This window comes from Salinispora pacifica CNR114, from assembly GCF_000514775.1.
Taxonomy (GTDB): domain Bacteria; phylum Actinomycetota; class Actinomycetes; order Mycobacteriales; family Micromonosporaceae; genus Micromonospora; species Micromonospora pacifica.
Window position 1 is genome coordinate 1 of the sequence record NZ_AZWO01000066.1, and the last position, 13,165, is coordinate 13,165.

The window sequence follows — 13,165 nt, forward strand, 5'->3', positions numbered from 1 at the left end:
GCCGACGGCGCCTACCGCGGCAACCCCAACGTGATCATCCCGTACCGCAAACCCGCCGACGGCAGCGAACTACCCGACTGGAAGAAGGACCTGAACAGGCACCACCGCACTGTCCGAGCCCAGGTCGAACACGCCCTGGCCCGCATGAAGTGCTTCACGATCCTGCGCGACTACCGCCGCGCCGCCCACACATTGACCGACACCGCATCCGGCATCGCCCATCTCCACAACATCATCCTCGCCGGGTGACACCAGCACCGTTGCCAGGCAACACCTCCACCGAGTTACGAGACATCCCTTAGTGTCTCGTAAGGGAGTGTGGATATAACGGTGTTTCCGGCCTGACCTGCCAGGCGTTGTGCCTGGTGAGGAGGGTGCCGTGATGACCGCGACACTGAACGATCAGACCGGACGTAAGAAGCGGCCCGAGTCGACCGCGGAGGCGAAAGCCGCCGTCGAGTTGGTCCGAGCCGCCAAGGAACAAGGGCTGTCGTTGACGGGCCCGGACGGGCTGCTCAAGCAGCTGACCAAGACGGTCCTGGAGACCGCGCTGAACGAGGAGATGACTGAGCACCTCGGCTACGAAAAGCACGACCAGGCCGGTGTCGGGTCGGGCAACGTCCGTAACGGCAGCCGGTCGAAGACGGTCGTGACCGACGGCAACGGCCCGGTGCAGATCGATGTGCCGCGGGACCGGGCGGGCACGTTCGAGCCACAGATCGTCCGTAAGCGGCAGCGGCGCCTGTCGGGGGTCGACGAGGTCGTGTTGTCGCTGTATGCCAAAGGCCTCACGACCGGGGAGATCAGCGCGCACTTCGCCGAGATTTACGGGGCTTCGGTGTCGAAGGAGACGATCTCCCGGATCACCGACAAGGTGCTCGAGGAGATGGCGGATTGGTCGCACCGGCCCCTGGACGAGATTTACGCCGCGGTGTTCATCGACGCCATCGTGGTCAAGGTCCGTGACGGGCAGGTCGCCAACCGGCCGTTCTATGCCGCGATCGGGGTCACCCTCGACGGCGACAAGGACATCCTCGGTCTGTGGGCCGGCACAGGTGGTGAGGGCGCGAAGTTTTGGATGAGCGTGCTCACCGACCTACGCAACCGCGGCGTCAAGGACGTGTTCTTCCTCGTCTGCGACGGGTTGAAGGGCCTGCCCGAGGTCGTGACGAACGTGTGGCCCCGCACGGTGGTGCAGACCTGCGTGATCCATCTGATCCGCAACACCTTCCGGCTCACCTCCCGCACGTACTGGGACGAGATCAAACGCGACATCAAGCCGATCTACACCGCCGTCAACGCCGACGCCGCCCGAGCAGCGTTCGACGACCTGGCCGACAAGTGGCGCGGCCGGTATCCGGCGGTGATCCGCTTGTGGGACAACGCCTGGGCGGAGTTCATCCCGTTCCTCGACTACGACCTGGAGATCCGCAAGGTCATCTGCTCGACCAACGCGATCGAGTCGCTCAACGCCCGCTACCGGCGGGCGGTCAAGGCCCGCGGCCACTTCCCCAACGAGCAGGCCGCGTTGAAGTGTCTGTACCTGGTGACTCGCTCCCTGGACCCCACCGGAGCAGGCAGAACCCGATGGACGATGCGCTGGAAACCCGCGTTGAACGCCTTCGCCATCACCTTCAGCGACCGCTTCCCAGCCGCTGAAACCTACTAACCAAGATCGCCGGAAACACCGCTAGCGAGACAGCCCCTCTCGTAACCCTGTTGGGTTTACTTGGCGTTGTTGTCGACGAGTTGTTTGATGCTGGTCTGTACAAGTTGGACCTTGGCGAGGATTTCGTCGGCGGTCGCTGTCCGCTGGAACGGTCGGGGGTTGGCGTTCCAGGCCGTGATGTAGTCGCGGATGGTGCGGATCAGGACCTGTACGGAGGAGAAGGTGCCGCGGCGGATGGCCTGCCGGGTGGCGATGCCGAACCAGGTTTCGATCTGGTTCATCCAGCTGGAGCCTGTGGGGGTGAAGTGGAAGTGTACGTGCGGGTTCGCGTCCAGCCAGGCCTGGACCTCTGGGGTGGTGTGGGTGGACAGGTTGTCCAACACCACATGCACGTCACGCCCACGGTGCGGGGCGACCGCTTTGTTCAGGAAGGCCAGGAACTGCGCCCCGTTACGCGACGGCCGACACTCGCCGATGTCCTCGCCGGTGGCGACGTTGAACGCGGCGAACAGGTTCGTGGTGCCATGCCGGACGTAGTCGTGGGTGCCTTTCCTGGTGGCGTCGAGGGCTTGTAGAGAGATCTGTGTAACGGATTGAGATGAATATCCGTTATGGCTGGTAGGAGCCGGTCGACACAGATAGGACAAGTGTAGTGACGATATCGATGATCAACCCGCAGAGGCAGGACCTCCCGATTGACGACGGCGAGGTGCGTGGGCTGCGGGAACAGGCCGTCACGGATGTACCGAGGCTGCCTCTGGCCGGCCCGGTGCTCGACGAGCAGGCGGCAAAGCAGGCCGCACGGAAGGCGGTCGCGGACCTGGTCGACGAGCAGGCGATGGACGCCGTTCTGGCGCAGATCAAGGGCGACGGGCTGCGGCTGACCGGGCCGGGTGGGTTCCTGTCCGAACTGGTCAAGGCTGTCCTCGAACGCGGGTTGCGGGCGGAGTTGACCGAGCATCTGGGCTACGCGGCGCATGATCCGACGGGTAAGGGTTCGGGGAACTCGCGTAACGGGTCGACGGCCAAGACGGCGCAGACCGAGGTCGGACCTGTCGAGGTGCGGGTGCCGCGGGACCGGGCGGGAACGTTCACCCCGGTGCTGCTGCCGAAGAACACCCGCCGCCTCGGTGGGCTCTCGGACGTGGTGATCTCCTTGTACGCCGGTGGGATGACGGTGCGCGACATCTCGCATCACCTGCACCGGGTGTACGGCACCGAGGTCGGTCCGGACACCAGTTCCACCATCACCGACGAGGTCCTCGACGAGGTGAAGGCGTGGCAGACCCGCCCCCTGGACGAGGGGCGGTTTCTATCGGTGATTGCGAACGCCCCGGAAGGAGAGCGTTCGGATGCCGAAGTACGCCCCCAACAAGATGCCGAGCTCGGTGAAGAAGCGGTACTTTGAGTTACTCAGGCAGGGCTACAAGGGTGCGGCGGCGGCTCGGGTGGTGGGGGTATCCGCCAGCTGTGGTTCGAACTGGTTCATCGATGCTGGAAGCATGATCGTCCCCGACGCCGGCCCGGTATCGCCGCGCTTGCTGACTCAGAACGACCGCATCGCGATCGCCGACGGACTCCAGGCCAAGCAGACCGTCAAGGAGATCGCCGCGTCGATCGGGAAGAGCTTTCAGACCGTCTACCGCGAGCTCAAGCGCAACGCGAAGCCGGACGGCAGCTACCACCCCTGGTGGGCCCACAACCAGTCCCTGCTGCGGCGCCGCCGTCCCAAGGAGGAGAAGATCCGCGGCAGCGAGCCGCTGCGGACGCTCGTGCGTGAGAAGCTCACCGAAAAGTGGTCGCCACAGCAGATCGCGCGTTACCTGGCCCGCGAGTACGCGAATGACCCGGCGATGCGGGCCTGTCCGGAGACGATCTACCGGGCCCTGTTCGCCGACCTGCTCGGCCGCCGCGAGGCCAAGCTCCGCACCGGCCGCACCCGCCGCAAGAAGCAGCGCCGTGGTGTCCCCACACCCAACAAGATCAAGAACATGACGCTCATCCACGAGCGGCCCATCGAGGTCAACGACCGTGCTATCCCCGGGCATTGGGAAGGGGACCTGATCATCGGTCGCGGCCAGGGCTCTGCGATCGGCACCCTCGTCGAGCGCACGACCCGCTACGTGCACCTGATCCACCTGCCGCACGGCTGGAAGGCCCCGCAGGTCCGCGACGCGCTCATCACGCAGACCGCGCACATCCCGCCCCAGTTGCGGCGGACGCTGACCTGGGATCAGGGCCGTGAGCTGACCCTGCACGAGGACATCGAGGCGCTGACTGGGTTTCGGATCTACTTCTGTGACCCGCACTCACCCTGGCAGCGCGGCACGAACGAGAACACCAACGGCCTGCTGCGGCAGTACTTTCTCAAGGGCACCAACCTGTCCATCCACACTGCACGACACCTCCGTGAGGTCGCACGTCAGCTCAACCGGCGCCCCCGACTCGTCCTTGGCGACAGGACCCCAGCCGAGGTCATGCGAGAATGCCTCACAGGCCCATTGACCAGGTGATTCGCAACCACTGATAGAAACCGCCCCCACATCGTTCTCGACAACAGCGCCTACGAGTCCACCGGCGGCCAGCCGACCCGGCGCACGCCGGTCGCCTGGGACGCGCTGGCTCGCTCCGTCGGATACCGCCACGCCCACCTGTGCCGCACCGCCGGCGAGCTGCGCGCCGCGGTCGAGGCCGCGCGCAGCGCCGACGGCCCGCACCTGATCGGCGTCCGGATCGGCGCCGGCGGCGCTACCCCACCGCGGGTTTCGTCCGAGTTCACCAACGCCCAGATCGCCGCCCGCTTCTCCGCCGCCACCGCCGGCTGACCTCGACCAGGAGGGCTTCTCATGGGAACCACTCCGACCGACGATCTGCGACTCGAACCCGCCGCCGTGGACCGGATGCTCGCCACCGGGCAGGCCGCCCCGGCGCTGGCCAGCTGGGTCCGCGACCGCGCCCCCGCCGAACTGCGCAAAGGGCGCGGCTACGTGGTGATCGTCGGCGCCGATCATCTCAGCCTCGACGACGCCAAGCGCTACCTGATGCTGGTGTCACGCCTCTTCGGCGCCGTCATGCCGCAGGACTACCTTGCCGAGGAGGTCCGGGAGATCCGCGACCGCGGCATGGATATAACCACGAGCCGGTCGGCACGCTACTCCGACACCCGCTTCGGTGGCCACCTGCACACCGACGGCATGCACCGGCCCGGCCATATCCCCGACTACTTCACCCTCTACTGTCATCGATCCGCGCGCGACGGCGGCGAGTCCGTCTTGGTGGTCATCGACGACCTGCTCGACCGCCTGCGGCAGCGGCCCGGCATCCTCGCCACCCTGGAGGGCGAGTTTCACTTCGACTCCCGTGACACCAGCGGCCGCGGCCCCCGGACCGTGCCGCGCCCGATCCTCGAGAGTACCGCAGACGGCATAAGCATCAACTACATCAGGGAGTACGTGGAGAGCGGCCACGCCGTCGAGGGCGTGCCACCGCTGACCGCCGAGCAGCGCGCCGCGCTGGACGCGGTGGACGAGGCGCTGGCCGATCCAGCGCTGCACCGGCACATCCGGCTGCGCCGCAGCGACCTCATGATCATCCACAATCGGCGTCTCGTGCACGGCCGCACTGACTTCGTCGACCATGACGACCCGGGCAAACGCCGTCTGCTGCTGCGCACCTGGATCGACGCCCGTTAGCCAGCCCGTCCGGCGGTCTGGCGGTCCGGTCAGGAGACACCTCCGGCCGACGCCAGCCCGTCGGCGTAGCCCAGCCGGCTGACGAAGTCCGCGACCCGGTCCAGCGCCCGCGTCATCTCGGCCGGCGGCACCGCATAGTTGGCCGCACGTTCGCCGCGTAACCGAAGGCTGAGCCCGGCACCACACAGACACCGGTCGCCTCCATCAGCGCATCGGCGAACGCCGCGTCGCAGAACTTGACCAGACAGACGGCGGCCCTGGATCGGTCGTCCTGCAAGTCGTGCGGGTCTTCGAGCAATCTGCGGGCGAGCCGGAGCCCTGTTCGGTCCGGTTGACGGGCTGGAGAAGCAACCCGGACAGCATCAACTGCTGGGCTGGCACCTCGACCGGCGGACGCTGGGGTTCCTGCGGTTCACAGGTGTCGAGCTGGGCATCGACGAATATGCCTACGGCGGAGCGTGTCGACGAGCCCGGAGCGCGAAATGCGACATGTCTCGAACATGTGCCCTCCGCATTGCCAGGAGACGGTCGAGCTCAGTTGACGGGACGGCCCGGAGGTCGTGTTCAACGGACTTCTATCGGATGAGATGCGGCGTCAGCCACCCGATGCAGGGTCATTGCGTTGTCGGATAGGTGCTGGTCACGGCGGTGATGAGGTCGTGGGGGAGGCGGTTGGCGCGTCGGGTGGCGCGGGCGATGTTGGCCTCGCCGTTGGTGCGGTGGTAGCCGATTGAGGCGTTGCGCAGAGCGGCCAGGACGACGGGTCCGGTGCCGGTGCGGGATTGGTGGAGGTCTTCACGGAACGTAACGTCCAGGACATGGTATAAGCGGTTCTCGATGTGCCATTCGCGGCGGGCCCAGTCCTGCAGGTCGGCGGGTTGGGCCCGCTCGGCGGGCAGGGACACCGTGAAGTAGGTGGTTTCGCGGCTGGTCTTCGCGCCGGTGGTGCGGGTCCGGATGATTCGGATGGCCTGCTGCGCGTGAGGGAACCCGATTACGCCGGGGGTGTGCACGGTGATGGCTTTGACGGTGCGGGTCTCGCGGCGGCCGTGCCCGGTGTCGCGGCGGCGGTCACCGAGTGGGACCTCGGGCCAGGGTAGGGCTTTGAGCTGGGCGAACAGGGTGGGCTGGTTGCCTTTCGTGGGGATCATCAGGTGGGTGCCGCGAGCGGCGATCTCCTCGGCGTGGGCGGTCTGGGTGTGCAGCGCGTCGGCGATGAACAGCAGGCCGGTCAGGCTGCCGAACACGGTCTCGACCGCGTCGAGCAGCGGCGCGAACGCGGGGATTTCGTTCGATTTCGCGGCGATGGTGACCTGGGCCAGGACGATCCGGTGCTGGTGTCGTACGCGGTGAGCAGGTGAACCTGACCGCCGTCGCGGCGGCGGGCACCTCGAAGGGTTTCCCCGTCCACGGCGATTAGCCTCCGGTACCGGTGCGGCCGAGGCGTGCTCACCGGCCGGGCGCGGGTAGTCAGCCAACCGGCCAGGGCGGTGGACAGCAGCCCGTCGTTCAGGCGAGTCAGCAGCCGCCACACCGTCGTGCCCATCGGCACCCCTCGATCGAAACCGAGCCGGTCGCGGGCCTGGGCGTCCAGATCGTGCAGCCAGTCGGTGATCGCGGCGAACGACGACGCGCCGGCCAGGACCGCGCACACCGCGACCGCGAGGAGGCCAGACAGCGGGTAACGCACCCCTCGCGGGTCGCGGGGATCGGGAACTGCTGACAAGGCGTGCAGCAGCCCTGCTGTCTCACCCTCGGTGACCGCAGGTGCTGGTGCGTCAGGACTGCCGGTGACCGCGGACAGTGCGGGGATCGGGCATGATGACATCGGCGGGTGAGGTCCTCGGGGTGTCGTGAAGCGTAGAGAACTCCATGATTACCGACGCGATCTCACCCGCTTTCCCGGCCTCCGCGCAGGCCACGCACTACGCACATCACCAGCTCAGCGCCCCCGCCAACCGACTACGCAATCGCCCTGCCACCCGACGCCCTACATGTGCCTTCAACATCGGTTCGGTGCCGGCGTGTGGAACGGGGGTCCAGATCGATGACGCCGAAGGGGACTTGGCTCAGCCCTGCCCTGTAGCAATTTGGGCGGCGCTAACTATAGTTCAATGACGATTTCGTTACTGGCGCCGTTTTCGTGTGGGGCTACGGTATCGATCGCCCCTCGGACACAAACCATTTCCCCACGGTGCGCGCTGAGATTCACTTCAGCGCGCACCGTTTGCGTTTCGGGCTGGTAGTTCAGCCGGAGGCCGAGTTGCCGGTAGACCTTGGCCTTGTCGGCTGGGTCGGCGTCGCGGAGNACGGCGGCGATATCCCCGAGTGCGGTCACCAGGGCGGTGATTTCTGCTCGGGTCAGCCGGTGTGGGGTGGTGCTCGCGAGTGCGTGTAGTTCTGCTTCGGCGCGGGCGCGGTCGGCCTGGGTCTGGCTGATCCAGGTGGTAACTACCGTCGGGTCTGCGCCAGCGTCGAGGGCGGCGCGGTAGCGCTCTAGCTTGGCGTCGCACTCGGTGATGATGGTCTGGGCTGGTATGCCGGTTGCGGGCGGATGGGCTACTGGTTGGGCGTCGGCCATCGCGGTGATGGTGTGTTCGAGGCGTTGGGGGGCGAAGGCGGAGGCGAGCCAGGTGTCGAGTGGGTCGGTGAGGGCGTCCTCGCGTAGGTACACGTTGCGGGGGTGTGGGAGATGGTTGGCGAGGGCGTACTCCTGTGGGAATCGGCAGCGGTAGTAGGCGTCGCCGTGGTTGTACTGGCCCTGCATGCGTCGGTCGCAGGCGGCGCAGTAGATGATGCCGCGGAAGACGTACGGGTTGCGAGTGCGCTGTCGGACGTGTTGTCCACCGGTGCCTCGGCCTCGCCGTTGCAGGATGGCTTGGGCTTGCTCGAAGGTCGCGTCGTCGATGAGTGGTTCGTGGGTGAGGTCCTTGGAGACGACCCACTGAAGTGACCCCTATCGGCCGGACACCTCGATGTGTGTCAGGGACTCTCGGTGGACCTTCTCGTAGGTGTCGGGGCTGACGTTACCCAGACGGCTGTGCCGGCGGCGAGGGTTGTAGAAGCCTTCGATGTAGGAGAAGACCTCCATCTCCAGTTCATGCCGTGACGGCCAGGCCCGGGTGTAGACCAGTTCGGTTTTGAGGGTGGCGAAGAACGTCTCGGCCATGGCGTTGTCGTAGCAGTCCGCGACCGAGCCCATCGAGGCCAGGACGCCGCAGGAGCGCAGGGTCCGGCCGAACTCGAACGACGTGTACTGCCTGGGTTCCGCGGTCCGAGTGATGGATGAGCTGGTCGCGGGCGGGTCGGCGATGCTGGATGGCCATGCCGACGGCGTCGAGGATCAGCTCGGTGCGCAGGTGGTCGGCCATAGCCCAGCCGACGACGCGGCGGGAGTAGGCGTCGACCACGACGGCGAGGTAGAGGAATCCTTCCCAGGTGCGCAGGTAGGAGATATCGGCGACCCACAACCGGTTCGGTGCGGTGGCGGTGAACTGCCGCTGGACCAAGTCCGGCGCGGTCGCGGTAGCTGCGGCCTTGCGGCGCGGCTTGCCGCGTCGCCGGCGGTGGGCGCCCTCAATGCCGGCCAAGCGCATCAGTCTCGCCACCGCCTTGCGGTTCCACCGGTGACCACGGTCGTGGAGTTCGGCGGTGAGCCGGCGGGCGCCGTAGACGCCTCGGTGCTCCGACCAGGCCTGCCGGGTGACCTCGACGCGCTGTTCGTCGTGGCGTTCCCGGTCAGCGGCATGTTGCCGGCCGGTTCGGAGCCACTGGTAGAAGGCGCTGTGGCCGACGCCGAGCAGGCGGCAGAGCAGACGGACCGGGTAGGTGGTCTTCTCCGCGTCGATGAACCGGTACACGTCGGTCCGGTTCACCGCTCCGTCTCGCGTGCGAAGAAGACCGCGGCTTTTTTCAAATCTCCTTCTCCAGCTCCAGCTGGGCGACCTGACGCCGCAACCGCACCAGTTCGGCCCGCTCGTCCACGGCCAGGTCACTAGGCCGGCCGCCGTCGCGTTCCTGCCGCATCCGGTCGACCCAGTTGCGCAGCGTCTCGTGGTTGACGCCCAACTCCCGGCCCACGTCACGGATCGTGCGACCGGAGTCGAGCACCAACGCCGCCGCCTGGCGCCGGAACTCCTCGGGGTACTTGCTCTGTCGAGCCACAGGGATTTCCTCCTCCTCGGCAGGATGCCAAGTCAGGAGGTGTCCGGTCTCAGGGGGTCACTTCAGTTCAGCATGTCCAGCTTCACCGCCCTGACCCACTGCCCAGGATCACGCGCCTACTACGACAAGAAACGACCCGAGGGGAAGACCCACCGCAAGCCACCGCCGGCCTGTCCGGACAACGCCTCAACGTCCTCTGGGTCTTTATCCGCGACAAGGCCCGTTACCAGCCCAAACAGCCAAGATCGACAGAGGTGGCGCTGTGCGAACTCGCGTAGAGACTCCACCGTGCCCTGCAAAAATCGGCTGGAGTCAGATGGAGGCTCTGCCGGCCTCAGTGACACGCGTCGGTTCAACGGGGCCCGACAGAACGACGGCAGTCCTTCAACCTGAGCCCATCGGCACCAGGTAATCCACCCGCCGACGAACTGGGGAATCAGTCTACGAGGCTTCGGGGACTCCGGTCGTCCGAGTCCCGTACGCCCGCTGCCGCGCCCCCGCTGGATTCGTCCTGTAGGCCGGTGCGTCCGCTAGGCTGGCCGGGTCCCGCCCCGCACGTGTAGCACCACGCCGCGAAGGATCTCAGCCGTGAGCCAGCACCTGCCGACCGCGCCATACCGAGGCACCCGAGACTTCCTGCCAAGGGAGATGTCGGTGAGGCAGCAGGTGTTCCATCATCTTTACGAAGTTATCGAGCGGTACGGTTTCGTCCGCTATGACGGCCCGGTCCTGGAGGCCGCAGAGATCTACGAGGCCAAGTCTGGTCGTGAGATCGCGGACCTGCAGCTCTACACCCTCACCGATCGTGGTGGTCGCCGATTGGCGCTGCGCCCGGAGATGACCCCGTCGGTCGCCCGGATGATCGCCGCCAACGCCAACTCACTACAGTTCCCGGTCCGTTGGTACAGCCACGTCAACTGCCACCGTTACGAACGTCCGCAGCGGGGGCGAGTCCGGGAACACTGGCAGATTAACGTCGACGTGTTTGGTTCCGAGAGCCCGAGATGCGAAGTGGAAATCTTCGAACTCATCCACGACATGATGGCCTCGGTCGGCGCCACTCGCGACATGTACGTCCTGCGCGTCAACGACCGAGTCCTCCTCGAAGGCATCCTCACCCACATCGTTGGCGTGCCCGCCGAGCGCATCCGGCAGGTCTCGGCTGTCATCGACAGGTGGGAAAAGTATCCGCGTGAGCAACTCCTCGCCGACGCCACCGAACTGGGCCTCACCGACGCTCAGTTCGGTCGGCTGGAAGACGCCCTCAAAGCCGACGAAAGCCTTCTCGCCAACCTGCCGGACGACGTGATCGAGCGGTCGCAGTTGGCCAGGATCCTCACCGGCCCCGCGAAAGACCTGGTTACCTACGACCCCTTAATCGTTCGAGCCTTCGAATACTATACCTCCACCGTGTTCGAGGTCTTCGACCGCGATCCGGCCAACAATCGCTCGCTCTTTGGCGGAGGGCGATACAGCGACCTTGTCGGCCTGTTCTCCGACCGATGCATCCCCGGATTCGGGTTCGGCATGGGCGACGTCACTCTGTTCGACTTCCTGAACACCCACGGGCTGCTCCCACAACCCCGCGCCGAGGCCGACATCGTTGTCATCCCCACCCAGGACACGCTCTACGATGCTGCCCGTGCAGTCGCTCACCAACTTCGTCAAGCCGGCTGGCGAACGAGTCTGCCACTCGAGCCTCGCAAACTCGGCAAGGAGATCGGACGAGCGGACAAAACGGGGGCTCGAACCGTCGTCATCCTCGGCCCCGACGACTGGTCGACTGGCAAGATCGCCGTACGAAACCTCACCAACGGTGACCAACGCACGATCGAGGTGCAGAAAGTAACGAGCTATATCGCCGAGCTAATGAGTCACTGACACCAACGGGCTCGGGCCGGCCAGCGGTCGCCCGTCTTCGTTGCGTGCGGCACCGTCCGTTTAAGGAGCCGTACCTGATATCCGAAGGAACAACGCCCGTCGTGGGTAATGCTGCGGTTGCATGGGAAAACCCACGAGGGGAAGGTCGCCAACGGCCCATTTATCTGGCCACACCCGTCACTGTTAGGATCCCCGGGGACGTCCCCAGTTCTGGGCGGTGACCACGGTGAGGGTCCAAGCTCTGGCCGCAGGTACTCACCGAGCCTACTACTCCAGCCGCACTTGCTTGCTCTGAATCTTCGGCAGCTCATAGGCATGATCGACGGCCGAGTTATGTCGGCCACGTAGCTGCGGATGTCGATGCTATTTGACGGATGGGTTGCGTGGTCGCACCGTCTGTCTGTGGTGGTTGGTCGGAGGGCGCACAGGCTCCCGTGCTTGTGTTGATCGACGAGATCGTGGGCTGGCGGGCAGGGTTGGACGATCTGCTGGCGCGGATCGCGCACCGATTGGGGCGTGCGGAGCCGCGCCGGCAAGAGCTGGGTTGGCTGCTCGGGATGCTGTCGCCGCTGGCGAGCAAGAACGGCTGGACCTTGGTAGAGGCCGCCGTCGACACCACGCCGGACCGGAGGCAGCGGCTGCTCAACAGGTCTGCGTGGGACTCGGACGCTGTTCGCGACGGCCTGTTCGCCTACGTGGGGGAGCATCTCGGCCACGACGACGGAGTGCTGATTGTCGACGAGACCGGGTTCCACAATGAAGAAGGGGATCAAGTCGGCCGAGGGTGCAGCGCCAGTAATCGGGCACGGCCGGCCGGAAGGAGAACTGCCAGCTCGGGGTGTTCCTGGCCTATGCCAGCCCGGCCGGGCGAACGCTAATCGACCGGGAGTTGTATCTGCCCCGCGGCTGGTGTGACGACCCCGCCCGCCGCGCCGAAGCCGGCATCACCGCGAAAGTTGGGTTCGCTACGAAGCCCGCGCTGGGCCTGCGGATGATCGAGCGTGCCCTCACCGCCGGCCTGCCAGCGAAGTGGGTCACCGCGGACGAGGCGTACGGGCAGAACTCCAAGTTCCGGATTTGGCTGCAGCAGCAACGCATCGGTTATGTCCTGGCAGTGCCCCGCACCAATGGATCCCCACCACGGCGGGCAGCTCCCTGTCCTGACGCCCTCGCCGCCGCCGCGCCGGCCCTGGCGTGTAAGCGCCGCAGCTGCGGCGACGGCGCCAAGGGACGGCGACTCTACGACTGGGCGGTAGCCTTCCTGCCCGGTGCCGGCGATGGCTACGGCCACTGGCCCGCGTCCCTAGGCATTTCCCTAGTGAACGTCATGTGCTTCGGATGTTCGGGAAGCAGCGGCTGCGTGAGGTGCCAGGACGTTTCCGAACAGCGCTTCACGTCATACCCGTCCACAGTCGACGATGCGCCGCTACGGGCTTGGACGAGACGGGGTTCTTGCGGGCAGCTAGTACTCCAGCCGGGGTTGTTGACCTTGGCTGAGCTGCGGTTCGATGCGATGCGGGAACGAGGGCAGCCACCGTCGATCATGGACGGTTGTGTGGACTGACCATGATGCAGCGGTGGCTGCCGGATACAGGGTAGACGCCCAGCGGTGGCGGGTGTTGTTCGACGACCTGATGTTGACGGTCGGGCAGCGTTTCCGCAGGCCGGAGCCTCGCCGTCGGGTGCGTGACTTCGTCCGGGGCTTGCTGGCGCCGTTACCGTCGAAGAACTGCTGGACGATCGCGGAGCATGCCGGTGA

The 13,165-nt window shown here is 66.2% G+C and carries 15 protein-coding genes and 2 pseudogenes; 10 read left to right on the forward strand and 7 right to left on the reverse strand.

Translation table 11 applies throughout. The features are described 5' to 3' along the window. Nucleotides 1–249: transposase family protein (locus B118_RS0124280; RefSeq protein ID WP_162173372.1), on the forward strand; the 249-nt coding region annotated here is incomplete at its 5' end. Nucleotides 250–382: 133 nt separating this feature from the next. After that, nucleotides 383–1,669, forward strand: coding sequence for an IS256 family transposase (locus B118_RS0124285; protein WP_028193630.1), 1,287 nt, complete (start codon nt 383–385; stop codon nt 1,667–1,669). Nucleotides 1,670–1,725: 56 nt separating this feature from the next. Here the strand turns inward: B118_RS0124285 and B118_RS29190 are convergent. After that, nucleotides 1,726–2,232 (reverse strand): annotated as a pseudogene (locus B118_RS29190) (IS630 family transposase); the annotation flags it as partial. Between the two features lie 275 nt (nt 2,233–2,507). Between B118_RS29190 and B118_RS33525 the strand changes: the two are divergent. From B118_RS33525 to B118_RS0124310, 4 genes are read left to right on the forward strand one after another with little or no spacing between them, the layout of a single operon-like run. Then, complete coding sequence (locus B118_RS33525; protein WP_420329474.1) at nt 2,508–3,077, forward strand: transposase; 570 nt, start codon at nt 2,508–2,510, stop codon at nt 3,075–3,077. Further along, nucleotides 3,022–4,182, forward strand: a complete 1,161-nt coding sequence (locus tag B118_RS0124300) for an IS30 family transposase (RefSeq protein ID WP_028193631.1) — start codon at nt 3,022–3,024, stop codon at nt 4,180–4,182. The genes B118_RS33525 and B118_RS0124300 overlap by 56 nt, the downstream gene beginning before the upstream one ends. Nucleotides 4,183–4,212: 30 nt before the next feature. Then, nucleotides 4,213–4,494, forward strand: coding sequence for a thiamine pyrophosphate-dependent enzyme (locus tag B118_RS33990; RefSeq protein ID WP_155256605.1), 282 nt, complete (start codon nt 4,213–4,215; stop codon nt 4,492–4,494). Between the two features lie 21 nt (nt 4,495–4,515). After that, nucleotides 4,516–5,361, forward strand: coding sequence for a TauD/TfdA family dioxygenase (locus B118_RS0124310; protein WP_028193633.1), 846 nt, complete (start codon nt 4,516–4,518; stop codon nt 5,359–5,361). A 614-nt stretch (nt 5,362–5,975) separates the two neighbouring features. Here B118_RS0124310 and B118_RS31230 read toward each other — a convergent pair. The 6 genes from B118_RS31230 to B118_RS29210 form a co-directional block, all read right to left on the reverse strand. Continuing rightward, the gene (locus tag B118_RS31230; protein WP_238324151.1) at nt 5,976–6,689 is read right to left on the reverse strand and encodes an ISAs1 family transposase; all 714 of its coding nucleotides are present in this window, start codon (nt 6,687–6,689) and stop codon (nt 5,976–5,978) included. Beyond that, the gene (locus B118_RS33300; RefSeq protein ID WP_238324152.1) at nt 6,593–7,051 is read right to left on the reverse strand and encodes a transposase family protein; all 459 of its coding nucleotides are present in this window, start codon (nt 7,049–7,051) and stop codon (nt 6,593–6,595) included. The genes B118_RS31230 and B118_RS33300 overlap by 97 nt, the downstream gene beginning before the upstream one ends. Nucleotides 7,052–7,465: 414 nt before the next feature. Further along, nucleotides 7,466–8,269, reverse strand: coding sequence for a recombinase zinc ribbon domain-containing protein (locus B118_RS29200; protein WP_337588129.1), 804 nt, complete (start codon nt 8,267–8,269; stop codon nt 7,466–7,468). 48 nt (nt 8,270–8,317) lie between these two features. Further along, on the reverse strand, nt 8,318–8,530 hold the full coding sequence (locus tag B118_RS32040) for an IS3 family transposase (RefSeq protein WP_050576975.1): 213 nt from the start codon (nt 8,528–8,530) through the stop codon (nt 8,318–8,320). Continuing rightward, nucleotides 8,460–9,356 (reverse strand): IS3 family transposase, encoded by an 897-nt coding sequence (locus B118_RS29205; protein WP_155252989.1) that lies wholly within the window; start codon nt 9,354–9,356, stop codon nt 8,460–8,462. The genes B118_RS32040 and B118_RS29205 overlap by 71 nt, the downstream gene beginning before the upstream one ends. Then, nucleotides 9,274–9,525: a transposase gene (locus B118_RS29210; RefSeq protein ID WP_162173374.1), complete on the reverse strand. Its 252-nt coding sequence runs from the start codon at nt 9,523–9,525 to the stop codon at nt 9,274–9,276. Before B118_RS29210 ends, B118_RS29205 begins: the two co-directional genes overlap by 83 nt. 588 nt (nt 9,526–10,113) lie before the next feature. Between B118_RS29210 and hisS the strand changes: the two genes are divergently transcribed. The 4 genes and pseudogenes from hisS to B118_RS33305 all read left to right on the forward strand — a co-directional run. Further along, on the forward strand, nt 10,114–11,406 hold the full coding sequence (gene hisS, locus B118_RS0124360; protein ID WP_027648783.1) for a histidine--tRNA ligase: 1,293 nt from the start codon (nt 10,114–10,116) through the stop codon (nt 11,404–11,406). A gap of 443 nt (nt 11,407–11,849) precedes the next feature. Continuing rightward, the gene (locus tag B118_RS33530; protein ID WP_162173375.1) at nt 11,850–12,284 is read left to right on the forward strand and encodes a transposase; all 435 of its coding nucleotides are present in this window, start codon (nt 11,850–11,852) and stop codon (nt 12,282–12,284) included. Then, on the forward strand, nt 12,245–12,970 hold the full coding sequence (locus B118_RS31245; RefSeq protein WP_080678168.1) for a transposase: 726 nt from the start codon (nt 12,245–12,247) through the stop codon (nt 12,968–12,970). Before B118_RS33530 ends, B118_RS31245 begins: the two co-directional genes overlap by 40 nt. 70 nt (nt 12,971–13,040) lie before the next feature. After that, nucleotides 13,041–13,165: pseudogene (locus B118_RS33305) on the forward strand (IS701 family transposase); the annotation flags it as partial.

Coding starts and splice junctions, on each gene's coding strand:
- B118_RS0124285 (WP_028193630.1), top strand. CDS start 383: ATGACCGCGACACTGAACGATCAGACCGGACGTAAGAAGCGGCCCGAG.
- B118_RS33525 (WP_420329474.1), top strand. CDS start 2,508: ATGGACGCCGTTCTGGCGCAGATCAAGGGCGACGGGCTGCGGCTGACC.
- B118_RS0124300 (WP_028193631.1), top strand. CDS start 3,022: ATGCCGAAGTACGCCCCCAACAAGATGCCGAGCTCGGTGAAGAAGCGG.
- B118_RS0124310 (WP_028193633.1), top strand. CDS start 4,516: ATGGGAACCACTCCGACCGACGATCTGCGACTCGAACCCGCCGCCGTG.
- B118_RS32040 (WP_050576975.1), bottom strand. CDS start 8,530: ATGGCCGAGACGTTCTTCGCCACCCTCAAAACCGAACTGGTCTACACC.